General features: G+C 60.0%; 26 protein-coding genes. 11 read left to right on the forward strand and 15 right to left on the reverse strand.

Annotated elements, in window-relative coordinates:
- Nucleotides 1-73 precede the first annotated feature (73 nt).
- From K5Y35_RS07590 to cfaB, 4 genes are all read left to right on the forward strand, one after another.
- Entirely contained in the window at nt 74-325 is a 252-nt protein-coding gene (locus K5Y35_RS07590; protein ID WP_123470041.1) for a hypothetical protein, read from the forward strand.
- Nucleotides 326-390: 65 nt separating this feature from the next.
- Nucleotides 391-1,236: a DUF692 domain-containing protein gene (locus tag K5Y35_RS07595; protein ID WP_123470040.1), complete on the forward strand. Its 846-nt coding sequence runs from the start codon at nt 391-393 to the stop codon at nt 1,234-1,236.
- Complete coding sequence (locus K5Y35_RS07600) at nt 1,227-2,012, forward strand: DNA-binding domain-containing protein (RefSeq protein ID WP_222834007.1); 786 nt, start codon at nt 1,227-1,229, stop codon at nt 2,010-2,012. Before K5Y35_RS07595 ends, K5Y35_RS07600 begins: the two co-directional genes overlap by 10 nt.
- 84 nt (nt 2,013-2,096) lie before the next feature.
- Complete coding sequence (gene cfaB, locus K5Y35_RS07605) at nt 2,097-3,284, forward strand: C17 cyclopropane fatty acid synthase CfaB (RefSeq protein ID WP_123470037.1); 1,188 nt, start codon at nt 2,097-2,099, stop codon at nt 3,282-3,284.
- A gap of 33 nt (nt 3,285-3,317) precedes the next feature.
- On the opposite strand, the gene cls is transcribed toward cfaB, so the two are convergent.
- Nucleotides 3,318-4,757 (reverse strand): cardiolipin synthase, encoded by a 1,440-nt coding sequence (cls, locus tag K5Y35_RS07610; protein ID WP_123470035.1) that lies wholly within the window; start codon nt 4,755-4,757, stop codon nt 3,318-3,320.
- A 131-nt stretch (nt 4,758-4,888) separates the two neighbouring features.
- On the opposite strand from cls, the gene K5Y35_RS07615 reads away from it, so the two are divergent.
- Complete coding sequence (locus K5Y35_RS07615; protein ID WP_123470034.1) at nt 4,889-5,407, forward strand: DUF3617 domain-containing protein; 519 nt, start codon at nt 4,889-4,891, stop codon at nt 5,405-5,407.
- Between the two features lie 121 nt (nt 5,408-5,528).
- Here the strand turns inward: K5Y35_RS07615 and K5Y35_RS07620 are convergent, their stop codons facing one another.
- From K5Y35_RS07620 to folE2, 6 genes are read right to left on the reverse strand one after another with little or no spacing between them, the layout of a single operon-like run.
- On the reverse strand, nt 5,529-6,860 hold the full coding sequence (locus K5Y35_RS07620; protein ID WP_123470032.1) for a dihydroorotase: 1,332 nt from the start codon (nt 6,858-6,860) through the stop codon (nt 5,529-5,531).
- A 3-nt stretch (nt 6,861-6,863) separates the two neighbouring features.
- Nucleotides 6,864-7,424: a carbonate dehydratase gene (locus K5Y35_RS07625; RefSeq protein WP_128615744.1), complete on the reverse strand. Its 561-nt coding sequence runs from the start codon at nt 7,422-7,424 to the stop codon at nt 6,864-6,866.
- Entirely contained in the window at nt 7,421-8,296 is an 876-nt protein-coding gene (locus K5Y35_RS07630; RefSeq protein ID WP_222834008.1) for a metal ABC transporter substrate-binding protein, read from the reverse strand. Before K5Y35_RS07630 ends, K5Y35_RS07625 begins: the two co-directional genes overlap by 4 nt.
- An 11-nt stretch (nt 8,297-8,307) precedes the next feature.
- Nucleotides 8,308-9,174, reverse strand: coding sequence for a metal ABC transporter permease (locus tag K5Y35_RS07635; RefSeq protein ID WP_123470025.1), 867 nt, complete (start codon nt 9,172-9,174; stop codon nt 8,308-8,310).
- Nucleotides 9,174-9,842, reverse strand: coding sequence for a metal ABC transporter ATP-binding protein (locus K5Y35_RS07640; RefSeq protein WP_222834009.1), 669 nt, complete (start codon nt 9,840-9,842; stop codon nt 9,174-9,176). The genes K5Y35_RS07635 and K5Y35_RS07640 overlap by 1 nt, the downstream gene beginning before the upstream one ends.
- Nucleotides 9,839-10,735, reverse strand: a complete 897-nt coding sequence (folE2, locus tag K5Y35_RS07645; RefSeq protein WP_222834010.1) for a GTP cyclohydrolase FolE2 — start codon at nt 10,733-10,735, stop codon at nt 9,839-9,841. Before folE2 ends, K5Y35_RS07640 begins: the two co-directional genes overlap by 4 nt.
- Before the next feature lie 84 nt (nt 10,736-10,819).
- Between folE2 and K5Y35_RS07650 the strand changes: the two genes are divergently transcribed.
- Complete coding sequence (locus K5Y35_RS07650) at nt 10,820-12,022, forward strand: N-acetylmuramoyl-L-alanine amidase (protein ID WP_222834011.1); 1,203 nt, start codon at nt 10,820-10,822, stop codon at nt 12,020-12,022.
- Here K5Y35_RS07650 and K5Y35_RS07655 read toward each other — a convergent pair.
- Complete coding sequence (locus K5Y35_RS07655; RefSeq protein ID WP_222834012.1) at nt 12,019-12,396, reverse strand: glutamine synthetase; 378 nt, start codon at nt 12,394-12,396, stop codon at nt 12,019-12,021. The genes K5Y35_RS07650 and K5Y35_RS07655 overlap by 4 nt on opposite strands.
- A gap of 224 nt (nt 12,397-12,620) precedes the next feature.
- On the opposite strand from K5Y35_RS07655, the gene zigA reads away from it, so the two are divergent.
- Nucleotides 12,621-13,826 carry a zinc metallochaperone GTPase ZigA gene (gene zigA / locus K5Y35_RS07660; RefSeq protein WP_222834013.1) on the forward strand — a complete coding sequence of 402 codons (1,206 nt, stop codon included), beginning with the start codon at nt 12,621-12,623 and terminating at the stop codon, nt 13,824-13,826.
- Nucleotides 13,826-14,476 (forward strand): DUF1826 domain-containing protein, encoded by a 651-nt coding sequence (locus tag K5Y35_RS07665; protein WP_222834014.1) that lies wholly within the window; start codon nt 13,826-13,828, stop codon nt 14,474-14,476. The genes zigA and K5Y35_RS07665 overlap by 1 nt, the downstream gene beginning before the upstream one ends.
- A 4-nt stretch (nt 14,477-14,480) precedes the next feature.
- On the opposite strand, the gene K5Y35_RS07670 is transcribed toward K5Y35_RS07665, so the two are convergent.
- Entirely contained in the window at nt 14,481-14,837 is a 357-nt protein-coding gene (locus tag K5Y35_RS07670; RefSeq protein WP_222834015.1) for an NADH:ubiquinone oxidoreductase, read from the reverse strand.
- A gap of 27 nt (nt 14,838-14,864) precedes the next feature.
- On the opposite strand from K5Y35_RS07670, the gene K5Y35_RS07675 reads away from it, so the two are divergent.
- Nucleotides 14,865-15,830, forward strand: coding sequence for a CobW family GTP-binding protein (locus K5Y35_RS07675; protein ID WP_222834016.1), 966 nt, complete (start codon nt 14,865-14,867; stop codon nt 15,828-15,830).
- A 25-nt stretch (nt 15,831-15,855) separates the two neighbouring features.
- On the opposite strand, the gene K5Y35_RS07680 is transcribed toward K5Y35_RS07675, so the two are convergent.
- The gene (locus K5Y35_RS07680) at nt 15,856-16,269 is read right to left on the reverse strand and encodes a DUF3301 domain-containing protein (protein WP_123470010.1); all 414 of its coding nucleotides are present in this window, start codon (nt 16,267-16,269) and stop codon (nt 15,856-15,858) included.
- Between the two features lie 117 nt (nt 16,270-16,386).
- On the opposite strand from K5Y35_RS07680, the gene pdxY reads away from it, so the two are divergent.
- On the forward strand, nt 16,387-17,259 hold the full coding sequence (gene pdxY, locus K5Y35_RS07685; RefSeq protein WP_128615994.1) for a pyridoxal kinase PdxY: 873 nt from the start codon (nt 16,387-16,389) through the stop codon (nt 17,257-17,259).
- 123 nt (nt 17,260-17,382) lie between these two features.
- Here pdxY and K5Y35_RS07690 read toward each other — a convergent pair whose 3' ends face one another.
- Nucleotides 17,383-17,865: an acyl-CoA thioesterase gene (locus K5Y35_RS07690; RefSeq protein ID WP_003229693.1), complete on the reverse strand. Its 483-nt coding sequence runs from the start codon at nt 17,863-17,865 to the stop codon at nt 17,383-17,385.
- 280 nt (nt 17,866-18,145) lie between these two features.
- On the opposite strand from K5Y35_RS07690, the gene K5Y35_RS07695 reads away from it, so the two are divergent.
- Complete coding sequence (locus K5Y35_RS07695; protein WP_123470007.1) at nt 18,146-19,909, forward strand: cation:proton antiporter; 1,764 nt, start codon at nt 18,146-18,148, stop codon at nt 19,907-19,909.
- Between the two features lie 21 nt (nt 19,910-19,930).
- Here K5Y35_RS07695 and K5Y35_RS07700 read toward each other — a convergent pair whose 3' ends face one another.
- From K5Y35_RS07700 to uvrD, 4 genes are all read right to left on the reverse strand, one after another.
- Nucleotides 19,931-20,338: an SMI1/KNR4 family protein gene (locus tag K5Y35_RS07700; RefSeq protein ID WP_123470006.1), complete on the reverse strand. Its 408-nt coding sequence runs from the start codon at nt 20,336-20,338 to the stop codon at nt 19,931-19,933.
- Nucleotides 20,339-20,476: 138 nt separating this feature from the next.
- The gene (locus tag K5Y35_RS07705) at nt 20,477-21,352 is read right to left on the reverse strand and encodes a Tim44 domain-containing protein (RefSeq protein ID WP_222834017.1); all 876 of its coding nucleotides are present in this window, start codon (nt 21,350-21,352) and stop codon (nt 20,477-20,479) included.
- 176 nt (nt 21,353-21,528) lie between these two features.
- Nucleotides 21,529-21,969, reverse strand: coding sequence for an EamA family transporter (locus K5Y35_RS07710; RefSeq protein ID WP_016984014.1), 441 nt, complete (start codon nt 21,967-21,969; stop codon nt 21,529-21,531).
- A gap of 146 nt (nt 21,970-22,115) precedes the next feature.
- Nucleotides 22,116-24,299, reverse strand: coding sequence for a DNA helicase II (gene uvrD / locus K5Y35_RS07715; protein ID WP_123470002.1), 2,184 nt, complete (start codon nt 24,297-24,299; stop codon nt 22,116-22,118).
- Nucleotides 24,300-24,499: the final 200 nt, after the last annotated feature.

The raw sequence follows: 24,499 nt of genomic DNA on the forward strand, positions 1-24,499 counted from the left end.
CCCTCTCTAGTGCTATGTCGGGACTGAACAACCTTCCAGCCGACAACCCCTGACGATGACCGAGGATAAAAAAATGACTATCAAGACCGCTGCTGCCGGTGCCGCTCTCGCTCTGGCTGCTGCCACAATGTTTGCCGGTGTGGCGACCAATGCGATGGCTGCCGATGCCAACGTTCACTGTTACGGTGTGAATGCCTGCAAAGGCCAGAATGACTGCAAAACCAAAGACCACGCTTGCAAAGGCATGGGCTCCTGCAAGGGCCAGGGCTTCAAGGCCATGACCCAGGCGGCGTGCGAAAAGGCCGGTGGCAAGGTCGGCGAATAACCTGACCGCCAGGTGTCGCCGCAGTGGTTAACGCCACTGCGGCCACTATCAACAGGAGTTCGCCCATGTCCGCCTCTCTTCCCTGTCTCGGTTATGGCCTGGGCTTGCGCAGCGCCTATTACCAACAGATCCTCGAACAGGCCCCTGACGTCGACTGGTTCGAAGTGATCTCGGAAAATTTCATGGTGCCGGGCGGTAAGGCCCTGTACTACCTGGACGCCATCGCCGAGCGTTATCCGCTGGTCATGCATGGCGTCTCCCTGTCCATCGGCGGGCCGCACGCCCTCGATCGCGACTACCTGATACACCTCAAACAACTGGCCGAACGGGTCAAGCCGGCGTGGATCTCCGACCACTTGTGCTGGAGCCGTGGCAACGCCCATCAACTGCATGACCTGTTGCCGTTGCCGTACACCGAAGAAAGTCTGGAATACATTGCCGGGCGCGTCGCGCAGGTGCAGGACGTTCTGCAGCGTCCACTGGTACTGGAGAACGTCTCCAGTTACGTGCGTGCCGCTTCCGATGATTTCACCGAATGGGAATTTCTCGCCGCCCTGAGCCGGGTGAGCGGCTGCGAATTGCTGCTGGACGTCAACAATGTCTACGTCAGTTCACGCAATCACGGCTTTGATCCGTGGACCTTCATTCAGCAGTTGCCGGCTGACAAGATACGTCAGCTGCATCTGGCGGGACACAGCGATTATGGCGACTACGTGATCGACACCCACGATCATCCGGTCAGCGATCCGGTCTGGGCGCTGTATCAACGTACGCTGCAACACCTCGGCCCGGTGGCCACCCTGCTGGAACGCGACGATCACTTTCCGCCGTTCGACGAACTGCTTGATGAATTGCACAAGGCTCGTGAATTGGCGGCAATGGTCCTGCAGGGGAGCACGCAATGCGCCTGAATGACTGGCAGTTGGCGTTCGAAGCATTTCTGCTGGATGAGGCCGTCGCCGATCCGGCACTGGTCGACTCGCTTGTCGGCGGCCCGACGCTGGATGTCGATACCGGTCTGGCGATTTACCACAACGCTTACCGAGCGCGACTGCTTGAGGTGCTGCGCAGCGACTTCCCGACGATCTGGCACTGGCTGGGCGACGAAGAATTCGACCTGCTGGCCAGCGCCTACCTGCGCCAACATCCTTCGACACATTACAGCCTGCGCTGGCTGGGCAAAGGCTTCGAAGGGTTCATCCGCGAACATCTGGTGCTGGCACAGAGTGCGCCGTTGGCTGAATTGGCAGCGCTTGAGTGGGCCTTTACGCTGGCCTTTGATGCGCCCGCAGGCGCGCCTTCAAGCATCGAGACAATGGCGACGCTGGCACCTGAAGAATGGCCTGGGTTGCGATTCAAACCGACCCCTTCATTGCAATGGTTTGAGTGTCGGTTCAACAGCCTTGCGCAATGGCGTGCGGTGAAGGAGCAAAGCGCTTTCCCTGCCAGCGTCAGCCTTGCGACGCCTCAGATCTGCCTGATCTGGCGAAATGGTCTGGTCAGTCATTATCGCAGCCTGCCATCTGCCGAAGGCGAAGCGCTGAACGGGGTGCTGAACGAGAACTGGAGCTTCTCTGAACTGTGCGCACAGGCAGCAGTCACTTATGGTGAGGGCGCGCCACTTCAAGCCGTCACCTGGTTGAAACAGTGGGTACAGGATGGCTTGCTGGAGCGTCTGCAATCATAGTTTCGGCTAATTAATTCGATAGCCTGCTATTTTTTCAGGATGGTCTACCCTCAGATCAGACGTCTGAAACAAGGGGGATTTTCCATGCTCGCGCAACTTCCACCGGCCTTACAGAATCTGCAGTTACCGCTTCGTCTGCGGCTCTGGGACGGCCATGAAATCAATCTGGGGCCGGCGCCCAGCGTCACCATTGTGGTCAAGGACCCGCAGATGGTCAGCCAGTTTACTCATCCAAGTCTCGACGCGCTGGGGGCGGCGTTCATCGAGGGCAAACTGGAACTGGAAGGCTCGATCAGCGAGGTCATCCGGGTCTGCGATGAGTTGAGCAGCGCGTTGCTCGATGAAGACGAAGACAGTCAGCCGGTGCGTTCCGTGCACGACAAGGAGACTGACGCTAAATCCATTTCCTACCACTACGACTTGTCCAACGCGTTCTACCAGCTCTGGCTGGACAGCGACATGGCGTACTCCTGCGCGTATTTCGAAACGGGCAGTGAAACCCTCGAGCAAGCGCAACAAGCCAAGTTCCGTCACCTGTGCCGCAAGCTGCGTTTGCAGCCGGGCGACTATCTGCTGGATGTCGGCTGCGGTTGGGGGGGGCTGGCGCGTTATGCCGCGCGGGAGTTCGGTGCCAAGGTGTTCGGCATCACCCTGAGCAAGGAACAACTGGAACTGGCCCGTGAACGGGTTAAAGCCGAAGGGCTGGAAGACCAGGTCGAACTGCAGTTGCTCGATTACCGCGATTTGCCGCAGGACGGGCGCTTCGACAAGGTGGTCAGTGTTGGCATGTTCGAACACGTCGGTCACGCCAATCTTGCCGAGTATTGCAAGACCCTGTTTGGCGCGGTGAAGGAGGGTGGACTGGTGATGAACCACGGGATCACCGCCAAGCACACGGACGGTCGTCCGGTGGGGCGCGGTGCCGGGGACTTCATCGAAAAGTACGTGTTTCCCAACGGCGAGCTGCCGCACCTGGCGATGATTTCGGCCGAGATCAGCGAGGCTGGGCTTGAGATCATCGACGTCGAAAGTCTGCGCCTGCATTACGCGCGCACACTGGATCACTGGAGCGAGCGCCTGGAGGACAACCTCGAAGCGGCGGCGAAACTGGTGCCCGATCAAGCGTTGCGCATCTGGCGTCTGTACCTGGCCGGTTGTGCGTACGCGTTCGCTCGCGGCTGGATCAATCTGCACCAGATCCTCGCCGTCAAGGCGCATCCGGATGGCAGCCATGAACTGCCGTGGACACGGGAAGATATCTACAATCCATGACGCCAGTGCGCCCTTGGCCTTACGGCAAAGGGCTCAAAGAATCGGTGAAATGAGCCGGGCGATCCGCATGCCGACCTGTTGCAGGCGGTGGATCTCCCGGCTTTCTTCTTTGGCGACCTCATAGGATTGCTCGAAATCCTGATTGAGCATGTGTTCCACACTGGCGGCGAAGTCGCTATCGACGGTCAGCAACATCACTTCGAAATTCAGCCGGAATGAGCGGTTGTCCAGGTTGGCGCTGCCGATCGCACTGATCTCGCTGTCGATCAGCACCACTTTTTGATGCAGGAATCCGGGTTCATAACGAAATACCCGCACACCGGCGCGTACCGCTTCAAAGGCGTAAAGGCTGGAGGCCGCGTAGACGATCCGGTGATCGGGCCGCGATGGCAGTAACAAGCGCACATCGACGCCGCGTAATACTGCCAGGCGTAACGCGGCAAATACCGCTTCGTCAGGAATGAAATAGGGGCTGGTGATCCATACTCGCTCTGTCGCGGCGTGAATGGCTTCGACGAAAAACAGCGAACAGGTTTCGTAGGCATCTGCCGGGCCGCTGGCCAGCAATTGGCAGAGCACGCCATCGTCCGGGTATTCATCCGGCAAAATCAGCGGCGGCAAGGCCCGCGCGGCCCAGAACCAGTCTTCGGCAAAGGATTCCTGCATGCACGCCACCACCGGACCGCGTACTTTCACATGGGTGTCACGCCACGGTGCCAGCGGTGGCTTTTCTCCCATGTATTCATCGCCCACGTTATGTCCGCCGACAAAACCGACTACACCATCGACCACGACGATTTTGCGGTGGTTGCGGAAGTTGACCTGAAAGCGGTTGAGCCAGCCACTGCGGGTGGCAAACGCCTTGACCTCGACGCCGCCGTCGCGCAATGCCTGCACATAGCTGTGGGGCAGGGCGTGGCTGCCGATGCGGTCGTAGAGCAAATGAATCGCCACGCCGTCGGCGGTTTTCTTCAGCAGCAGATCGCGCAGGCGCTGACCGAGGCGATCATCGTGGATGATGAAGAACTGGATCAGCACGGCTTCCTTCGCGTGTTCGATGGCCTGGAAGATTGCGTCGAAGGTGGCCGTGCCGTTCACCAACAACTGCACCTCGTTGTTCGCCAGACACGGCATGCGTCCCAGTTTGGGCATGGCGCGCAATGAGGTATAGGCGTTCGAGGCGCGTGCGGCCAGCGCTTCTTCGACCCACGGCCGCCAGTTCAGCTCGGAGATCGCCTGACGCATCTGTTCGTTGGCCTGGCGTCGCGCCTTGATGTAACCATCGAAAGTGCTGCGACCGAAGACCAGGTAGGGAATCAGCGTCAGGTAGGGGATGAAGATCAGCGACAATGCCCAGGCGATCGAGCCTTGGGCCGTACGCACGGTGAGCACCGCATGTACGGCGGCAATCAAACCGAGGGTATGTATCAGAGCGATGAGATAACCGAAAATGTGCGGTCCAAAATAATCCATGGGGCAGCCTTGCTCCGGAAGATTTAATGCTTAACAGACCATGTTCTGTTGCGAATGTCGCTATTTAATTGGTGCATGAACCGAAGCAATCGGCCGACGTCTAACGGCCACTACTGATCAGGAGTTTTTCGATGAACGTTCGTCTGCTGGGTTTGGCGCTGGGCCTGGGTTTGGCATTGCCGGTGATTGCGCAAGCGCAGATGTTGCAGCCAGGGCTGTGGGAAATGACATCGAGCAACGTCAAAGTCGATGATCAGCCGATGGATGTGCAGTCGATCCTCGGCCAGATTCAAGGCCAGATGACCCCGCAACAAAGGGCGGCCCTGGAAAAGAACGGTATCAATATTGGCGGTAAAGGTATCCGTGCCTGCCTGACGCCGCAACAGGTGGCAACCAACGATATCCCGTTGGCTGATCCGCAATCAGGTTGCAAGCAACAGATCACCGAGCGCAACGGCAACCAGTGGAAATTCCGTTTCAGTTGCCCGAAAGCCCAGGGCACGGGCGTGGCAACGTTCCAAAGCGATCGGGAATTCACCACGGTAGCCAACGGCACGTTCAATGCCATCGGGATCAACCAGAAGGGCAGCCTGGAGACCCGCGCCGTGTGGTTGGGCCAGGATTGCGGCGCGGTTAAACCAAGAGCTTAAAAAACATCGCGGGCAAACCCGCTCCCACAAGGTTCTGCAGTGGACATCAATGTTGTGTTCACCGGTGCAACCTGTGGGCGCGGACTTGCCCGCGATCGCGTCTTGTCAGTCACTGAATGCCTCAGCGCAAGAATCGCAACGCCAACCCTCGACACCCGTCATGCACCCGGTCGTCCCGCCACGCAATCTGCCCCGAAACAATTGTCGTATTCACCCGATGCCGAAAGCGGCGACCGGCAAACGGCGTCCATCCACATTGCGACAGAATCGGTTGCCGAGACACCTCCAGCGTCTGCGGTTCAATCAACACCAGATCTGCCCAATATCCCTCACGCAAATAACCGCGATCCGGAATGGCAAACAGATCCGCCACCCGGTGACTGGTCTTCGCCACCAGCGTGGTGATCGGCAAGACAGCGTCCGCCACCAGCTCCAGCAAGGCGGGCAGGGCGTGTTGCACCAACGGTAATCCCGATGGCGCCTCGCTGTAAGGTCGCTGCTTTTCCTGCCAGGTATGCGGGGCATGATCGCTGCCGATGACATCCAGCCGCTGGCTGTTCAACGCGGCGCGCAATGCATCACGGTCGGCGGGGGTTTTGATCGCCGGGTTGCATTTGATCAGGTTGCCCAGCGTTGGGTAGTCACGATCATCGAACAGCAGATGGTGCAGGCAGACTTCGGCGGTGATGTGCTTTTGCGCCAGTGGTTTGTCTTCGAACAGTTCGAGTTCACGTGCGGTGGTGAGGTGCAAAACGTGCAGGCGCGTGCCATGACGCTTGGCCAGGTCCACGGCCAGTGACGAGGAGCGATAGCAGGTCTCGGCATTGCGGATCAGTGCATGGGCATCCGGCGGCAGATGTGCACCGAACCGTTTGCGCAGGTTGGCCGCATTGGCGTCGATGCTCGGCGTGTGTTCGCAGTGTGCCAACAGAAGGGTCGGCACCTCGGCGAACAGCCGTTCGAGGATTTGCGGGTCATCCACCAGCATGTTGCCGGTGGACGCGCCCATGAACACTTTCACCCCGGCCACCTCACTCGGATTGAGCGCCGCCACCGTGTCGAGATTGTCCTGACTCACGCCAAAGTGAAAACCGTAGTTGGCCACCGAACTCATCGCTGCCCGGCGCTTTTTGTCCGCCAGCGCTTCGAGGGTGAGGGTGGCCGGTTGGGTATTGGGCATGTCCATGAAACTGGTGATGCCACCGGCAACCGCCGCGCGGGACTCGGTATATAGGCTGCCCTTGGCTGGCGCACCCGGCTCACGAAAATGCACCTGATCATCAATCATGCCAGGCAGTAGCCACTGACCGTTGGCGTCGATTTCCACCGCCGCGTTTTCGCCTTCGATGCTGCGGGCGATCTTGACGATGCGTCCGTTGCCAACCAATAAGTCGCCGTCGAACTCACGCCCTTCGTTGACCAGTCTGGCATTGCGAATCAGCACGCTGCTCATGGTTCAGAACTCGTTCTGCAAGGCTTTGTAGCCACGTACCAGATCGACATTGGTGCGCGCCACGTCTTCGGAAAACTCCGAGGCGCTGACGCTCACCGGTGGGAACTGCGAGAGATCGGTCTTCGGCCCGATGCGGGTGGTGGAGGGCACGTAGAACGCGTCGGGCAGATCGCGCCCGTCGACCACCGAGTTGTGCCGAACCACGCAGCCGTTGCCGACCACGCAGTTGAACAGCACGCTGTTGAAACCGATGAATACCCGGTTACCCACGACACACGGACCATGCACGATCGAACGGTGGGCGATGGAGCTGAATTCGCCGATCGTCACCGCCGCGCCGGATTTGGAGTGGATGACCACGCCGTCCTGGATGTTCGAATTGGCACCGATGGTTATCGCTTCCATCTCGCCCGATGCATCCACTTCGTCCGCGCGAATGACCGCATAAGGCCCGACAAATACGTTTTCGCCGATCACTACTTTGCCGCAGATGATTGCGGTTTTATCGACGTAGGCCGATTCGGCAATCTGCGGCAGATCACCTGATGGGTTCTTGCGAATCATGGTTGGCTCAGTGCGTTGTAGAGGGTGTTGAGGTTGTACTCGAACAGACCGGTGAAGGTGCTGGCCGGGCCGCTTGCGGCGAGGGCATCCGAATAGAGCGTGCCGCCAATGTGCGCTCCGCTTTCGTCGGCGATCTGTTTGAGCAGGCGTGCGTCCTTGATGTTTTCCATGAACACCGCTTTGACGTGGGCCTGGCGAATCTGGGTGATCAACGCGGCGACTTCCGCGGCCGAGGGTTCGCGTTCGGTGGACAGTCCTTGTGGTGCCATGAAGTCGATACCGTAGGCCTGGCCGAGATAACCAAAGGCGTCATGGCTGGTGACGATCTTGCGGTTGCCCGCTGGCAGCGAACCGAATCTGGCCTTGGCTTTGGCGAGCAGGGCGTAGATCTGCTTCCGGTAGGTTTGACTGTTGCGTTTGTAGTCGGCCTTGTTGGCCGGGTCGGCGGCGATCAACGCTTTGGTGATGTTGGCGATGTACAGCTCGGCGTTGGCCAGATTGTGCCAGGCGTGCGGGTCGGGGATGGTCTCGCCATCTTCATCCAGCGAACGTGGAATCACCCCGTGACTCGCACTGATCACCGTGGCCTGGGTGTCGGTGCTGGTCACCAGTCGATCCAGCCATGGCTCGAAACCGAGGCCGTTCTTGATGATCAGTCTGGCCTTGAGCAGCGCTTTTGCATCGTCCGGTGTCGGCTCGTAGGTGTGAGCATCGGCGTCGGGGCCGACCATGTTGGTGATCTGGACATGCTCGCCACCGACCTGATGAACCATGTCGGCGAGGATGCTGAAGCTGGTGACCACGGGCAGTTTTTCCGCCGCCGATAACGACATCGACAGCATCAGGCTGAACAGCACAAATAGAGCGCGCATCGGGAGACACCTCATTGGGATGTGAGCAAAGGCGGGCGGCGCAACAGACCGTGGACCGGTCCGAACACCACGGACAGCAGATAGCCGAGACCGGCAATCAGCACGATGGCCGGGCCGCTGGGCAGCGAGTAGTAGAACGACAGCAACAACCCGAGCCAAACCGAGAGGCAACCGAGGGCGGCTGCGATAGCGATCAGGCTCGGCAGGTGTCGGCTCCAGAATCGCGAAGCTGCAGCGGGAAGCATCATCAGTCCCACCACCATCAAGGCGCCGATGGCCTGAAATCCGATCACCAGATTGAGTACGACCAGGGTCAGGAATACGCCGTGGGCCAGAGGGCCGAGGCGGCTGACGGTGCTCAGGAACAGCGGGTCGAGGGTGTCGAGCAGCAGCGGTTTGTAGATCAGGGCCATGGCGATCAGGCTCAAGGCGCAGACCCACAACATGCCATGCAGTGTCGGTCCGTCCACGGCCAGTGCCGAGCCGAACAGCAGGTGCAAGAGGTCGAGGCGTTTGCCGGCGATGCCGAGAATCAGCACACCGCTGGCGAGGGAAATCGGATAGATCGCGGCGAGGCTGGCGTCTTCGCGCAGACCAGTGCGGCGAGTGATCCACGCCGCGAGGCCGGCCATGCTCAGACCGGCACCGAGACCGCCGAGGGTCAGGGCAGGCAGACTGAGGCCGGCGAACCAGAAGCCCAACGCGGCACCGGGAAGAATGCCGTGGGCGACGGCGTCACCGATCAGGCTCATTCGTCGCAGAATCAAAAACACCCCGAGTGGGGCGACGCTGCAGGCCAGCACCAGCCCGCCGAGCAGCGCACGCCGCATGAAAACGAACTCGCTGAACGGTTGCCAGAAGTGCGCGATGGCAAGCATCAGGCCACCTGCATGTCGGGAGTTTGTTGAATCAGTTCCGTGCTCGCGCCGTACACACATTGGCGATTGTTGATCAGCACTGTTTGAGCGATGTGTTGGCGGACGGCAGCGAGGTCATGGCAGACCACGACGAGGGTTCGGCCTTCGCCGTGCCAGGCGTGAATATGTTCCCAAAGCAACTGCTGGCCGAGTTCATCGAGTGCGGCGTGGGGTTCGTCGAGCAACAGGATCGGCGCGTCGGTCAGGCTCAAGCGCGCGAGCAGGGCACGTTGCAGTTCGCCGCCCGACAGTGCCATCAGCGGCCGGTGGCTGAGTCCACTCAGGTGCCAGTTGTCCAACGCATCGGCGAGTCGCTGGGCACGCAGCTGAGTCGATAATCTACGGCCCCAGAAACCGGCGGCCACCAGTTCGTGGAGGCTGATCGGAAATTGCCGGTCCAGATGCTGTTGCTGTGGCAGGAAGGACAGACCGCTCTGGCGTGGAACACTTAGCGTGACCTGGCCCGCCAACGGCTTTTGTAAACCGGCCATCACTTTCATCAGGCTGCTTTTGCCACAACCGTTAGCGCCAACGATTGCCGTGAGACTGCCATTGTCCAGCTCAAGTGAAAGGGGGGATGTCAGGGGTTGGCCGGGGGCGCCCCACGTCAGGGATTGGCAACGGATCATGCGTGCTCCCGCTGCCAGCGACTTTGCGCAACGGCGTCGTGGGCGTGGAGGCTTTCGGCATGAACTACGCGCAGCTGGAACGCGCTGACGCCCGGCGTGCGTCGCAGGGCCAGATTCAGTCGGCGGGCAGCGTCTTCGCAGAACATCAGATTTTGCCCGTTAGCGAGGGCGAAGGCTTGTTCGTCGGCGCGTTTCACTGCGGTTTGGACGGCGGTACCGAGCGCCGCTTCGGCGTCGTTGATGATTGCTGTCAGTGGCAACTCGTCGATGAATTCGTCCAGTTGAAGGTGCAATTCCGCAATGCTGCGTTGGCTGTGCGGCGTGGCGAGAATGCCTTGCGTTGATCCCAGCCAGGTCAAGACATCGGCATGTTGCAGCGACTTGTTGGCGAAGTCGTCGATGAATTGCTGCTGAATCAGCTGGCGGGCCAGCGCGGCGGAGCAAGGGCATGTTGAGGAGTAGGGCACGTCGATTTGTAGTTCCACGTGGAACATTTGCTTTTCCAGACGAGCAGCAATGGTTGCCGGATAGGATTTCCAGCCGCTCAACGGACTGACCAGTGCGGGTCTTTTCAGCAGCAAATCGGTGTGGATATTCAGATAGGCGCTATTGGATAAACCCTCATGGCTGTCGAGAAATCGTTGCAGCACCTGCCGTATCAGCGCAGGGGAAAGGTTTTCCTGCTCGAGTGCTGCGAGCGCCAGATAGAGGCGAGACATATGAATACCGCGTGCCTCGCCATCATCCAGACTCACGCCAGCATCGGCCTTCGCACTCAGTTGTCGGCCTTCCAGCCACACAGGTAAAGCGATGCCGCGCATGCCCACCCATTCGAGAGGGAGAGCCTGGCGAGCGGCCTGCGCGGCGATGTCCGGTAAGGTCAGCGCATTCATGTTCAGCCCCATCGTGTTAATTGAAATTGATGTTACATTATAACAATTCAAATCACGATGCCTTTTTCATGAACAGGCTTTCATATGCACAGACGCCATCTGCTTAACCTGATATTGGCCAGCGCGGCCTTCGCCCTTCCTTTCAGTGTCTCAGCCGCGCAAGTTCGTAATGCGCGGCTCTGGCGCTCGGGTGAGAAGTTGCGGCTGGTATTCGATTTGAGCGCACCGGTGCGCTACAAGACTTTTGCACTCAGCGCTCCAGAGCGATTGATCATTGATCTGAGCGGCGCCAGTGTGACCGGCGATTTCAGTCAGTTAGCCCTCGGTAACACGGTGATTCGTTCAATTCGATCCGGCCATTTCGGCCAGGGTGACACGCGGATTGTTCTCGATCTGAGCAGTCCGGTGCTGCTTAACAGCTTCCTGCTGGCGCCGCAGGATGGCCAAGGGCACCGCTTGGTGCTTGATCTGGTGAGCGCCAAACCGGCCCCGACCGCCCCAATGGTTCCACGTGAAACACCTGCAAAAGGCGTTCATCCTCAGCGCGACATTATCGTGGTCGTCGATCCCGGGCATGGCGGGAAGGATCCTGGCGCGGTTGGCGCGAAGGGCGAGCGTGAAAAAGATGTGGTGCTTTCCATTGCGCAACTGCTCGCAAAACGCCTGAAAAAAACCAGGGGTTTTGACGTGAAATTGGTGCGCAATGACGACTTTTTTGTGCCACTGCGCAAGCGCGTCGAGATCGCCCGCCAGCACAAGGCCGACCTGTTTATCTCGGTGCACGCTGACGCAGCGCCACGCCTGACCGCATCTGGCGCCTCTGTGTATTGTCTTTCGGAAGGGGGCGCGACGTCGGCAACCGCGCGCTTCATGGCGCAACGCGAGAACGGTGTGGATTTGCTCGGGGCTACCCGCTTGCTCAACCTCAAGGATAAAGACCCGATGCTGGCCGGCGTGATTGTGGATATGTCGATGAATGCAACGATTGCTGCCAGTCTGCAGCTGGGTAGCACGGTGCTTGCCAGCTTGGCGGGAATCACCACGCTGCACCAGAAGCGCGTCGAACAGGCCGGATTTGCCGTGCTGAAGTCGCCGGATGTGCCTTCCATCCTGGTTGAAACCGGCTTTATTTCCAATGCTCGCGACAGCCAACGACTGGTTACGGCGAGGCACCAGCAAGCGGTGGCCGAGGGATTGTTCGATGGTTTACAGCGCTATTTTCAAAAGCATCCGCCGGTCGACAGTTACATCGCCTGGCAACAGGCACAACACAGTTCGCGGGTCTAACAGCCCGTTATGCGGCTGCAGGTGAACTTTGCGCTGCTACCACCGGAGCTGGAGAAGCGATTGATGGTGGTCCAGCCCACCCGACGGGTGTAGCCCACCCAGGCTTCACCGTCGGACGCGATGCCGGTGAAGAACGTCAGTTGCCCGAAGCGGCTGTTGGTCTGCGCCCAGTAACGCTTTCCAGCTTTCTCGAATCCACGCAGGTAAAGCGTACTGCCCACGGTGTTGACGCTGTACGCATTGCCATCAGCATCCACGCAAGCCAGCAGATTGGCGCTGCGTGTGCAGCTGGCCAGCGCTGGAACCTGAGCCCAGGCATTGCCCACCATCAACAGCGCGAGGCTGAAAACCGAGTACTTCAGAGCATTTCTCATCACGTTTTCCAGGAAGCCAGTTGATTGCAGCTTCCAGTGCTTTGTCGTTCAAGGCAAGACAAGGGCTGGCTTGTTTGCATTGTTATACTATAACATTAATTTGAACTGAGCCTGACCCGACCGACTTCGAACGTTTACTTTCTCTGAAGCCCATCGTTTGGGGCCAGAAAACGTCCGGCGCGAGCAAAAGCGCCAGTCGGCTACCATTTGATGAGGATTACCCAATGTCAGCTGCATTGCCTGTGACAGTGCTTTCTGGATTTCTCGGCGCCGGAAAAAGTACACTTTTGAATTACGTACTACGTAATCGAGACGGATTGCGAGTGGCGGTCATCGTTAATGATATGAGCGAGATCAATATTGATGGCAGCGAAGTTCAGCGCGATGTCAGCCTGAACCGTGCCGAAGAAAAGCTCGTCGAGATGAGTAACGGTTGCATCTGCTGTACGTTACGCGAGGACTTACTCGAAGAAGTGAGCAAGCTCGCCCGCGAGGGTCGTTTCGATTACTTACTGATCGAATCCACCGGGATCTCCGAGCCGCTGCCGGTGGCAGAAACCTTCACCTTTCGCGACGAACAGGGGCAGAGCCTCGCTGACGTCGCGCGCCTCGACACCATGGTCACTGTCGTCGACGGCATGAACTTCCTCCTCGATTACCAGGCGGCGGAAAGCCTCGCCTCTCGAGGCGAAACCCTTGGCGAGGAAGACGAGCGCTCCATCACCGATCTGTTGATTGAACAGATCGAGTTCGCCGACGTGCTGCTGATCAGCAAGATCGACCTGATCAGCCAAGGTGATCGCGATGAACTGATGGCCATTCTCGGACGCCTTAATGCTCATGCTGAAATCATCCCGATGGTGATGGGCGAAGTGCCGCTGGAGAAGATCCTCAACACCGGTCGCTTTGACTTCGAAAAAGCCGCGCAGGCACCGGGGTGGCTGCAGGAGTTACGGGGCGAACACGTGCCGGAAACCGAGGAGTACGGCATCGCGTCTACGGTCTACCGTGCGCGTCGGCCCTTTCACCCGCAGCGGTTTTTCAGCTTCATCGACCGTCCGTGGCTGAACGGTAAACTGCTGCGCTCCAAAGGTTTCTTCTGGCTGGCCAGCAAACCCACGGATGCCGGAAGCTGGTCGCAGGCCGGCGGTTTGATGCGCCATGGCTTCGCGGGTCGCTGGTGGCGTTTTGTGCCGAAATCCCAGTGGCCGCAGGATCAGGAAAGCACCCAGGCGATCATGCAGAACTGGACGCCGAGCGTCGGTGATTGTCGTCAGGAACTGGTGTTCATTGGCCAGAACATCGACTTCGCCCAGCTCTCGGCGGATCTGGACGACTGCCTGCTGAGCGATGAGGAAATGGCACTCGGTGCGCAGGGCTGGCGATTGCTAGCGGATCCGTTCGGCCCCTGGCACGAAGAGGCCGCCTGATGCTCGCGTTCAAGCAGCTGCAAAACCGCGCGCGTTATCCGCATCACGGGCCGACGCCCAATGCATTGGCGCGGATCCTGGAGGACGACATCAACCTCGCGGTCTGGCAGCGACAACTGCCGCTGCACATTGCCGATTTCGCCGGGCTGCTGCTTTCGCGCAATGAACCCTTGGCGGAGTCGCTGTGCCTGGAATTGCCTGAGGAGGACGCCGAGCCTGACCTTGCCGGGCTGGCCGCAGGATTTCGTGACCTGGAAGGCTACGACAGCTTTATCGCCGACCTGAGATGGCTGGTCAGTGCATTTGCCTGTTTATTGGGTGCGCGGCGCATCGGCCTGCGGCTGCGGGTACTGGACAAGGCCATGTGCCCACGCTTCCACGTTGACCATGTGCCGGTGCGCCTGATTACCACGTACGCCGGCGTCGGCAGTCAGTGGCTCACCGAGGGCGCCATGGACCGTACTCAACTGGGGCAGGCCAACGCCGAGCCGCAGGATTGCGCGCAGATCCAGCAACTGTGCAGCGCTCACGTCGCGCTGCTCAAAGGTGAAAAATGGCACGGCAACGAGGGCTTTGGCTTGATTCATCGTTCGCCGGCATTATCGCCGGGCGAGCGTCGGTTGATCCTGACCCTCGACTGGCTCGGTTAAGCGCTCAAGGTTTGAGCCAGGTGCCCTGGCTCTGGCCTTCGCAATACGGTTGCAGATACACCGCATCAGTGGCGACGCCGTAATAGTGGATATCCTGGCGGTAAGGCATATTGGCGACTTGCGCGTTGCTGCACACGCCAAAGGCGCCGGCGGGGCATTGATCGACGTACTGCACCTCGACTTTCTGTCCGGCCAGGGTCGGCTGACAGAAACCGTCGCTGAACAGCTTGGCCGGGATGTTGCGGTTCTGCTGGCAGACTTTTACATCAAGCCGCTCGCCCTGACTGTGCACGACACAGGCCTGAGCCAACGCTTCGCTCGACAGCAGCATCAACAGCAACGACCATCCCACCCAACGCATCTTCAACCTCCTCAGAAAATGCCAGCCATGTTGCAGAACATTCCAACTCATGTCATCGCCGGTCCCTTGGGGGCGGGCAAGACCAGCCTGATCCGCCAGCTCCTGGCGCAACGCCCGGACGGGGAGCGCTGGGCGGTGCTGATCAATGAGTTCGGCCAGATCGGCCTTGATGCCGCACTGCTGACTCGTGACGCCGATGGTATCGCACTGGGCGAAGTGGCCGGGGGGTGTTTGTGTTGCGTCAATGGTGCGCCGTTCCAGATCGGGCTCGGGCGCTTGCTGCGCAAGGCAAAGCCGGATCGGCTGTTTATCGAGCCGTCGGGGCTGGGTCATCCGGCGCAGTTGCTCAGGCAGTTGAGTGAAGCGCCGTGGCGCGGCGTGCTGGCGGTACAGCCGTGTGTTCTGGTGCTGGACGCTCAGGCGCTGGCGGCGGGAAAACCGTTAGCGGCAGCGCAACAGGAGGCACTGGCCGGCGCCGGTTTACTGTTGCTGAACAAGGCTGAAAACCTTGATGAGCGCCTGCGCGGGCAGATAACCGCACAACTGCCGCCCGTGCGGTTGCTCTGGACGCAGCAGGCGCAGGTGTCCCTGAGCGAGTTGCCGGGCCTGACCGCACGGGCGACGGCGGGTGCGGATAGCCTGATCGTGCCCAACGGCCCGGCGCCCATGCCAACGGTGTGGAGTGATCCGACGCAACCGATCTGTCTGAGCCAGGCCCTGGAGGGCAGTTGGAGCGTGGGGTGGCGTTGGCACCCGGGGCAAACGTTCGACAGCCAGCGAATCGCCGACTGGTTGGCAAGCCTGGAGTGGAAACGCGCCAAACTGGTTATCCACAGCGTCGCGGGCTGGATTTCAGCGAATGCGCTGGACCGGGCTGAATTGAATTGGCAACCGAGCGAATGGCGGCGGGATTCGCGGATCGAGCTGATTTTCAGTGAGCCACAGGAAGTCGGGGCATTGCAGGCCGGTCTGGCGAGTGCGCGGACAAGCTGAGACTCAAAAGCTCACAAGACGGGGCTCAGGGCTTCCACTTGGTGTGTTCCTGGCGCCACTGACTGAGCTCGATCACTTCCGCGCGAGGCTTGTGCACCTCGACCACCGGCGGCGTATCGTCGAACGGCGCCGGGTAGGGCGCCAGTTCGATCTGTGCACTGTGCGCGCCGAACTGGGTGATGGTGCCGTTGTGGCGGGTTTCGCCGGTGACGGTGAATTCGAAGTTGTACACCCGCGCCAGGCGTCGGCGACCGCTGGCGTCCTTGATCAAGCCAATCTTTTTCAGCGCGACATTACCGTCCAGCAGTTCGATGCCAACGTTGATGCAATGCTGTTTGACCCGCTCCAGCGCCCGCTCGCGCAAGCCGTGGTTGTGCCATAGCCATGCGCCGGCAGCGGCGAACAGCATCAACACGAAGATGTTTTCGAGGGTCAGCATCGACAGGGGACTCCAAAAGATAGCGTCAGCTTAACTGCGTCGCCGGCCTGTCGTACAGGCTGCGTTTCGTCGCATACTGCGCGGCTTGAATTTCAATCGTTTTACGGAATGACCCGAATGAAACGTACGCCTCATCTGCTCGCCATCCAGTCCCATGTGGTGTTCGGCCACGCCGGCAACAGCGCTGCAGTTTTCCCGATGCAGCGGGTCGGGGTGAATGTCTGGCCCCTCAACACCGTGCAGTTTTCCAATCACACTCAATATGGGCAGTGGGCCGGTGAAGTGCTGGCACCGCAACAGATCCCCGAACTGGTTGAAGGGATCGCTGCCATCGGCGAACTGGGCAACTGCGATGCGGTGCTGTCCGGCTATCTCGGCAGTGCGGCGCAAGGGCGGGCGATTCTCAGTGGCGTCGAGCGCATCAAGTCGGTCAATCCCAAGGCGCTGTATCTCTGTGACCCGGTAATGGGCCATCCGGAGAAGGGCTGCAGTGTGCCGACCGAGGTCAGTGACTTCCTGCTGGAAGAGGCGGCCGCCGTGGCGGACATCATGTGCCCGAATCAGCTGGAACTGGACAGCTTCTCCGGGCGCAAGCCGCAGTCGCTGTTCGATTGCCTGGCGATGGCGCGAGCCCTGCTGGCCCGCGGCCCGAAAGCGGTGCTGGTCAAGCATCTGGATTACCCGGGCAAGCCGGCGGATGGCTTCGAGATGTTGCTGGTCACCGCTGACGGCAGCTGGCATTTGCGCCGGCCGTTGCTGGCGTTTCCGCGGCAGCCGGTGGGGGTGGGCGATTTGACGTCCGGCCTGTTCCTGGCGCGGGTGCTGCTCGGGGACAGCCTGGTAGCGGCGTTTGAATTCACCGCAGCGGCGGTGCATGAAGTGCTGCTGGAGACGCAGGCGTGTGCCAGTTATGAGTTGCAACTGGTGCGGGCACAGGACCGGATTGCGCACCCACGGGTGAAATTCGAGGCGACAGCCATCAGTCTGTAGCCCGCGTCATGCGCATTCGCGAGCAAGCCCGCTCCGACATTGGTTTGGTGAACCGCACAGATCCAGTGTGGGAGCGGGCTTGCTCGAGAAGGCTATCTATCAAGCCACATCAATTGGGGCTGATCAGGCGTCGCCCTTGATCTCCTGATAACGCTTCTCCAGCTCCTGGCGAATCTGCCGACGCTGCTGCGCTTGCATGTAGCGGCGTTTGTCTTCGCTGTTCTGCGGTTGCAGCGGCGGTACTGCCGCCGGTTTGCGCTGGTCATCGACAGCGACCATGGTGAAGAAGCAGCTGTTGGTGTGGCGCACCGAGCGCTCGCGGATATTCTCGGTCACCACTTTGATGCCGACTTCCATTGAGGTGTTGCCGGTGTAGTTGACCGACGCGAGGAAGGTCACCAGCTCGCCGACGTGAATCGGCTCGCGAAAAATCACCTGATCAACCGACAGGGTCACTACGTAGCGGCCGGCATAACGGCTCGCGCAGGCGTAGGCCACTTCGTCGAGGTATTTGAGCAGGGTGCCGCCGTGGACATTGCCAGAGAAGTTGGCCATGTCGGGGGTCATCAATACCGTCATCGACAGCTGGGCGTTTCCGGGTTCCATAACGTTCTCACGGATCAAGGCTGAGTGGCTGAAAGCACCTCTGCGGGTGCCTGGTCGCTTTTCAAAAGCACCGTTATCGGGACGCCGGGCGACAGGCCGCCGTCACGCCGGAATCGTTCTGTTTCCATATATTGCACCGCCTTCCAGGCGGAAGTCGCGGTGTTAACCTGCAAAAGGCCCTGCCCAAGGGCAATTCCCACGTGAAAAGCGGATTTTTCTCACCTCGCCCAGACCGTTCTGACGTCTGTCCGCGAGTCTCGTCATACAAGGAGGCCACGCCATGCATGCCATCAGCTTTATTCAGGATCTGGCAGTGATCATGTTGGTCGCAGGCGTGGTCACGGTACTGTTTCATCGCTTCAAGCAGCCTGTGGTACTCGGCTACATCGTTGCCGGCTTCATCATCGGTCCGCACACCCCGCCGTTCGGCCTGATCCACGACGAAGAAACCATCAAGACCCTTGCCGAACTGGGGGTGATCTTCCTGATGTTCTGCCTGGGGCTGGAGTTCAGCCTGCGCAAGCTGTTCAAGGTCGGCGCCACGGCCTTCATTGCAGCGTTCCTCGAAATTGTCCTGATGATCTGGATCGGCTACGAAATCGGCCGCTGGTTCGACTGGAACACCATGGACTCGCTGTTCCTCGGCGCGATCCTGGCAATCTCCTCGACCACCATCATCGTCAAGGCGCTCAATGACCTGAAGATGAAAAACGAGCGTTTCGCGCAGTTGATCTTCGGGGTGCTGATCGTCGAAGACATCCTCGGCATTGGCATCATCGCGTTGCTGTCGAGCATCGCGGTGAGCGGCACGGTGAGTTCCGGCGAGGTGTTTTCCACGGTCGGCAAGCTGTCGCTGTTTATGATTGTCGCGCTGGTCATTGGCATTCTGCTGGTGCCGCGCCTGCTGGCCTACGTCGCCAGATTCGACAGCAACGAGATGCTGCTGATCACCGTGCTGGGCCTGTGTTTCGGGTTCTGCCTGCTGGTGGTCAAACTTGAATACAGCATGGTGCTCGGCGCCTTCCTGATCGGTGCGATCATGGCCGAGTCGCGGCAACTGCTGAAAATCGAGCGCCTGATCGAACCGGTGCGCGACCTGTTCAGTGCGATCTTCTTTGTGGCGATCGGTCTGATGCTCGACCCTATGATTCTGCTCGAATATGCCTGGCCGATCGCCGTGATCACTGTCGCCGTGGTGCTAGGCAAGATGCTGTCCTGCGGCCTCGGTGCCTTTATCGCCGGCAATGACGGACGCACCTCACTGCGCGTCGGGATGGGCCTGTCACAGATCGGCGAATTTTCCTTCATCATCGCCGCGCTGGGCATGACCCTGCAGGTCACCAGCAACTTCCTTTACCCGGTCGCTGTGGCCGTGTCGGTGATTACCACGCTGCTGACGCCGTATCTGATTCGTGCCGCCGATCCGCTGTCGATCAAGTTGTCCGCCGCTGTGCCCAAGCGCCTGGGGCGTGTTCTGGGTATGTACGGAGAGTGGCTGCGCAGCATTCAGCCGCAGGGCGAGGGCGCGATGCTGGCGTCGATGATCAGGCGAATCCTGTTGCAGGTCGGGGTCAATCTGGCGCTGGTGATTGCGATCTTCTTCGCCGGGGCCTACTTCGCCGAGCGTATATCGACCTCATTGCAAGACTGGGTCAGCGATCCGAGCTGGCAGAAGGCGTTGATCTGGGGCGGGGCGTTGTTGGTGTCGTTGCCGTTTTTGATCGCGGCGTATCGCAAGCTCAAGGCGCTGTCGATGCTGCTGGCAGAGATGGGGGTAAAGCCGGAAATGGCCGGTCGTCACACGCAGCGAGTGCGCCGGGTGATCGCCGAAGTGATCCCGATCCTCTCGCTGCTGGTGATTTTCCTGCTGTTGTCAGCCTTGTCGGCCAGTATCCTGCCGACCAACAAGTTGCTGGTGCTGATCGCCGTGGTGGCGGCCGCCGTGGCGGCGCTGCTCTGGCGCTGGTTCATCCGCGTGCACACGCGGATGCAGGTGGCTTTGCTGGAAACCCTCGACAACCACAAGGAGTCGTCGGGGCACTGACCTACCGGGACGTGTGGCGGATCAGCTTTCCAGCCAGACGTCCCGCGCCCAATGCCACACCGATTCCCAGGACTCTTCGGTGATCAGCTCTTCTTCGCCGGACCACAGCACCACGGTGCCGTCTTCTTCAACGCAGTAGTAGTTGTAGCCGTCCTGACAGATCGGGATCAGGTCGCGCGGTACGCCAATATCCCAGGCGTTGGCCGCGACTTCCGGCAGGTAGGTGTGCGATTGCGGGTCGGTGACGGTCACCGGCTCGAGGCTGCCAAACACCACATCGCTGACGGTCAGCAGAAACTCTTTGAAGACGAACGGAATGTTGATGAACAGTTCTTCCTCGATCTCCACCAGTTGGTCTTCGTCAGGCAATTCCAAAGGAACCGGTACGGGTTCGTTGGCTTCGCGCAGTTGTTCGATGATTTCTTCCACGTCCGGGATCCTCTTGCTTGAATGGCGCGGTTTATATGGGCCGGTTTATACAGTAGCTCGCTATAGATGCAACCGCGAAATAGAAAAACCCCGGACGAGTCCGGGGTTTTCTTGGTCGCAGGTTCAGCGCAGCAAGGCTCAGCCGTTCTGACGAATACCGGCCACCAGCCAAGGCTGGTTGTCGCCCTGCGGACGTTCCATGTTCCAGCTTTCGCTGAACACTTCGCCCTGGTCGAAACGCGAGGTTTTCGACACACCACTGAAGGTCAGGGTGGCGATGGTCTTGTCGGCACGATCATCGACGCCGTCCAGCTGCACCTGCAGGTTGTCGATGTAGGTCGACTGGAAGCCGTCGCCCAGATCCGCGCGCTCACGCTTGAGGAAGTCGAGCATTTGCGGGGTCACGAACTCGGCAATCTTGTCCATTTCGTTGGCGTCCCAGTGCTGCTGCAGCGACTGGAAGTGGCTGCGTGCGGCTTCAAGGAAGCGCTGCTCGTTGAACCAGGCTGGCGCGTTGATTACCGGACGAGCGGCAACCGGAGCCGTCGAACCACCGAAGATCGAACCCATGGCAGCAGGCTTCTGTTCGAACACTTCACGCTGCATCGGCGCGCCGGCCGGAGCCAGATGCTCCTGCTGCTTGCGTCGACGGGCGGCGATGAAGCGGAAGATCACGAACGCGATCACGGCCATGATCAGGATGTCGAAGATCTGCATGCCCTGGAAGCCGCCGCCCATGAACATGGACGCGAGCAGGCCACCGGCAGCGATACCGGCCAGCGGGCCGAGCCATTTCGAAGCGCCACCGGCCTTGGCAGCGGCGCCAGCGGCACCGGCAGCACCAGCGGTCGCTGCTGCGCCGCCCATGCCTGGAGAAGAAGGAGCCATCTGGCTGGTCTGGTGCGTCGGCGCAGCGCCGGAGCTTTTGCCACCACCTAAGCGCTTGGCGTTGGCGTCGAGGCTCATCGTCAGGCCGATGCACAACGCCATGGCGATGCTAAGAAAACGTTTCATAAGGGGAATTCCCGTTTGTGGAGACACGCGCGCCATGTTGCACAGCTGAAGTGTTACTGGCTAGCGAGAGAGTGTTTCGGGCTTTTGCCTGACAGGTTAGGTTCAGCTTGGTCAGGGCAATAAGGCTGTTTACTTTTGGCTGTAGGAAACGACGACTGGTTCAGTGAGAAATCGCCTTAGCGACGAAACGCCAACATCACCACACCTGCCGTGATCAGGCCGATGCCGCCCCATTGGCGCAGGTCGAGTTTTTCGCCCAGCAGGATCACGCCGAGCACCGCCACCAGCACCACGCTGAGTTTATCCACTGGCGCGACCAGCGAGGCCGGGCCGACTTTCAGTGCGCGGAAATAGCAGAGCCACGATGCACCGGTCCCCAGACCGGACAGCAGCAGGAACAGATAGCTCTTGGCGGAGATCGAACCCAAGGACTGATATTGGCCCGTCGCGTACAAAATCAAGGCCAGGCTGACCAGTACCACGATGGTGCGCAGCAGGGTGGCGAAGTCGGAATTGACGTTTTCGATGCCGACTTTGGCAAAGATCGCCGTCAGTGCAGCGAAAGTCGCCGAGAGCAGGGCCCAGAATGTCCAGGAGGAAAAGAAGCCTGAGCCCATGAATTGCTCCCAAATTGCATCAAAGCTCACACAAGCTCTGTAGGAGTGAGCCTGCTCGCGATTGAAGCACCTCGGTCTAACTGTCAAACCGTGGTGAAGCTATCGCGAGCAGGCTCACTCCTGCAGAAGAGCAATCGAGCAAAGCCTTAGATAGCTTCCAGCTTGGCGTAACCGAGCATCAGCCACTTGCTGCCTTCGCTGAAATTCACCTGAACCCGCGCCTGCGCGCCGGCGCCTTCGAAGTTGAGGATCACGCCGTCGCCGAAGATCGAATGGCGCACGGCCTGGCCCAGACTGAAGCCGGTTTCCGGAATTTCGCTGCCGCTGAACAGGTTGCTGCCGCTCATTGACTGGTTGCCACCGAACGGTCGGCTGACGCTGTTCGACAAACGCACTTCCTGAATCAGGCCCTTCGGCACTTCGCGTACGAAACGCGAAACCTTGTTGTAGGTTTCGCTGCCGTACAGGCGTCGGGTTTCAGCATAGGTCATCACCAGATTCTGCATGGCCCGGGTGATGCCGACGTAGGCCAGGCGCCGTTCTTCCTCAAGGCGCCCCGGTTCTTCCAGGCTCATCTTGTGCGGGAACAGGCCTTCTTCCATGCCCACCAGGAACACGTAAGGGAATTCCAGGCCTTTGGCGCTGTGCAGGGTCATCAGCTGAACGCTGTCTTCGTGTTCGTCGGCCTGGGTGTCTCCGGCTTCCAGCGAAGCGTGGCCGAGGAACGCCGCCAGTGGTGTCAGCTCTTCGTCTTCTTCGGTGTTCTCGAAGTTGCGCGCGGCGCTGACCAGTTCCTCAAGGTTTTCCACCCGTGCCTGGCCTTTCTCGCCTTTTTCCGCTTCGTGATAGGCGATCAGCCCCGACTGCTCGATGACGGTCTGGGTCATCAGGTGCAGCGGCATCTCCATGCACTTGGCGGCGAGGTTTTCGATCAGCTCGATGAACGCACCCAGCGCCCCGGCGGCGCGACCGGTCAGGCCTTTATTGGCCACCAGTTGGCGCATCGCTTCCCACATCGACACATCGCTGTGGCGTGCGTGGTCGCGGATCGCTTCGACGGTTTTTTCGCCAATGCCACGGGCCGGTACGTTGATCACCCGTTCCAGCGCGGCATCGTTGCCGCGGCCTTCGAGCAAACGCAGGTAGGCCATGGCGTTCTTGATTTCCGCGCGCTCGAAGAAGCGCTGGCCGCCATAGATGCGGTACGGAATGCGTTCGCGCAGCAAGGCTTCTTCCAGAACGCGCGATTGGGCGTTGGAGCGGTACAGAATCGCGATATCGCTCCGGGCCAGGCCGGTTTTCAGCGCGCTTTCGATGGTTTCGACAACGTAACGTGCTTCGTCGTGTTCGTTGAACGCGGCGTACAGATTGATCGCTTCGCCGTCGCCGCCATCGGTCCACAGCTCCTTGCCCAGGCGCCCGGTGTTATTGGCGATCAGGGCGTTGGCCGCTTTCAGGATGCCGGCGGTGGAGCGGTAGTTCTGCTCCAGGCGAATGGTTACCGAATCCGGGAAGTCGGACGAGTACTGATGAATGTTCTCGATTTTCGCGCCACGCCAGCCGTAGATCGACTGGTCGTCGTCACCGACCACCATCAGGCTGTCGCCACCCTTGCCGAGCAGACGCAACCAGGCGTATTGCACGGCGTTGGTGTCCTGGAACTCGTCCACCAGAATGTGCCGGAAGCGCTTCTGATAATGCGCCAGCAGGCCTGGGTGGTCGCGCCACAGGTCGAGAGCGCGCAGCAGCAGTTCGGAGAAGTCGATGACGCCGGCACGCTGGCAGGCCGCCTCGTAGGCTTCGTAAATGCCGCGCATGGTGGCCAGGAACAGATCGCCACTGGCTTGAATATGTTGCGGGCGCAGACCTTCGTCTTTTTGCCCGTTGATGAACCACTGGGCCTGCCGGGCCGGCCAGCGTTGCTCGTCCAGACCCAGCTCGCGGATCACTCGCTTGACCAGTCGTTGCTGGTCGTCGCTGTCGAGAATCTGGAAGGTCTGGCTCAATCCCGCTTCCTGCCAGTGCGCCCGCAGCAAGCGGTGCGCCAGGCCGTGGAAGGTGCCCACCCACATGCCGGCCGGGTTGATACCCAGCAACTGCTCGATGCGGTGACGCATCTCGGCAGCGGCCTTGTTGGTGAACGTCACCGACAGGATGGAGTGGGGCGAGGCGTTTTCGACCTGGATCAACCAAGCGATACGGTGCACCAGCACTCGGGTTTTACCGGAGCCAGCACCGGCCAGGACCAACTGACGGCCAACGGGGGCGGCTACGGCCTGGCGTTGGGCATCGTTGAGGGAGTTCAGCAGAAGGGAGAGATCATCGCGCATCGGGGCATTCTAGGGTGCGCCGCAGGCCCGGGCAAACCGAGCTTTGCATTAGCCGATGAAAGTGCTGCCGATGACGACCGGTCGGTCATCGGCTGAAGGCGTGAGTCCGTGTGGCTCTGCGGGTTTCGGCGTCGTTGCGGGGAGCAAATGTTTCGCTGAAATTATGACCTTGGGCAGTTTGGCAACGGGATCGGCTTGTG

Source organism: Pseudomonas sp. SC3(2021), from assembly GCF_019856535.1.
GTDB classification, from domain to species: Bacteria; Pseudomonadota; Gammaproteobacteria; order Pseudomonadales; family Pseudomonadaceae; genus Aquipseudomonas; species Aquipseudomonas monsensis.

Bases quoted from the DNA above. Each gene is read 5' to 3' on its own strand.
- K5Y35_RS07665 (WP_222834014.1), top strand. From the start codon at position 13,826: ATGCTCGCGTTCAAGCAGCTGCAAAACCGCGCGCGTTATCCGCATCAC.
- K5Y35_RS07680 (WP_123470010.1), bottom strand. From the start codon at position 16,269: ATGCTGACCCTCGAAAACATCTTCGTGTTGATGCTGTTCGCCGCTGCC.
- K5Y35_RS07710 (WP_016984014.1), bottom strand. From the start codon at position 21,969: ATGGGCTCAGGCTTCTTTTCCTCCTGGACATTCTGGGCCCTGCTCTCG.
- uvrD (WP_123470002.1), bottom strand. From the start codon at position 24,299: ATGCGCGATGATCTCTCCCTTCTGCTGAACTCCCTCAACGATGCCCAA.
- K5Y35_RS07670 (WP_222834015.1), bottom strand. From the start codon at position 14,837: ATGCGTTGGGTGGGATGGTCGTTGCTGTTGATGCTGCTGTCGAGCGAA.
- K5Y35_RS07595 (WP_123470040.1), top strand. From the start codon at position 391: ATGTCCGCCTCTCTTCCCTGTCTCGGTTATGGCCTGGGCTTGCGCAGC.
- K5Y35_RS07625 (WP_128615744.1), bottom strand. From the start codon at position 7,424: ATGATTCGCAAGAACCCATCAGGTGATCTGCCGCAGATTGCCGAATCG.
- K5Y35_RS07615 (WP_123470034.1), top strand. From the start codon at position 4,889: ATGAACGTTCGTCTGCTGGGTTTGGCGCTGGGCCTGGGTTTGGCATTG.
- K5Y35_RS07650 (WP_222834011.1), top strand. From the start codon at position 10,820: ATGCACAGACGCCATCTGCTTAACCTGATATTGGCCAGCGCGGCCTTC.
- K5Y35_RS07675 (WP_222834016.1), top strand. From the start codon at position 14,865: ATGTTGCAGAACATTCCAACTCATGTCATCGCCGGTCCCTTGGGGGCG.
- K5Y35_RS07640 (WP_222834009.1), bottom strand. From the start codon at position 9,842: ATGATCCGTTGCCAATCCCTGACGTGGGGCGCCCCCGGCCAACCCCTG.
- K5Y35_RS07705 (WP_222834017.1), bottom strand. From the start codon at position 21,352: ATGAAACGTTTTCTTAGCATCGCCATGGCGTTGTGCATCGGCCTGACG.
- K5Y35_RS07690 (WP_003229693.1), bottom strand. From the start codon at position 17,865: ATGGAACCCGGAAACGCCCAGCTGTCGATGACGGTATTGATGACCCCC.
- K5Y35_RS07590 (WP_123470041.1), top strand. From the start codon at position 74: ATGACTATCAAGACCGCTGCTGCCGGTGCCGCTCTCGCTCTGGCTGCT.
- K5Y35_RS07600 (WP_222834007.1), top strand. From the start codon at position 1,227: ATGCGCCTGAATGACTGGCAGTTGGCGTTCGAAGCATTTCTGCTGGAT.
- cfaB (WP_123470037.1), top strand. From the start codon at position 2,097: ATGCTCGCGCAACTTCCACCGGCCTTACAGAATCTGCAGTTACCGCTT.
- K5Y35_RS07620 (WP_123470032.1), bottom strand. From the start codon at position 6,860: ATGAGCAGCGTGCTGATTCGCAATGCCAGACTGGTCAACGAAGGGCGT.
- folE2 (WP_222834010.1), bottom strand. From the start codon at position 10,735: ATGAATGCGCTGACCTTACCGGACATCGCCGCGCAGGCCGCTCGCCAG.
- pdxY (WP_128615994.1), top strand. From the start codon at position 16,387: ATGAAACGTACGCCTCATCTGCTCGCCATCCAGTCCCATGTGGTGTTC.
- zigA (WP_222834013.1), top strand. From the start codon at position 12,621: ATGTCAGCTGCATTGCCTGTGACAGTGCTTTCTGGATTTCTCGGCGCC.
- K5Y35_RS07635 (WP_123470025.1), bottom strand. From the start codon at position 9,174: ATGCTTGCCATCGCGCACTTCTGGCAACCGTTCAGCGAGTTCGTTTTC.
- K5Y35_RS07630 (WP_222834008.1), bottom strand. From the start codon at position 8,296: ATGCGCGCTCTATTTGTGCTGTTCAGCCTGATGCTGTCGATGTCGTTA.
- K5Y35_RS07695 (WP_123470007.1), top strand. From the start codon at position 18,146: ATGCATGCCATCAGCTTTATTCAGGATCTGGCAGTGATCATGTTGGTC.
- K5Y35_RS07655 (WP_222834012.1), bottom strand. From the start codon at position 12,396: ATGAGAAATGCTCTGAAGTACTCGGTTTTCAGCCTCGCGCTGTTGATG.
- cls (WP_123470035.1), bottom strand. From the start codon at position 4,757: ATGGATTATTTTGGACCGCACATTTTCGGTTATCTCATCGCTCTGATA.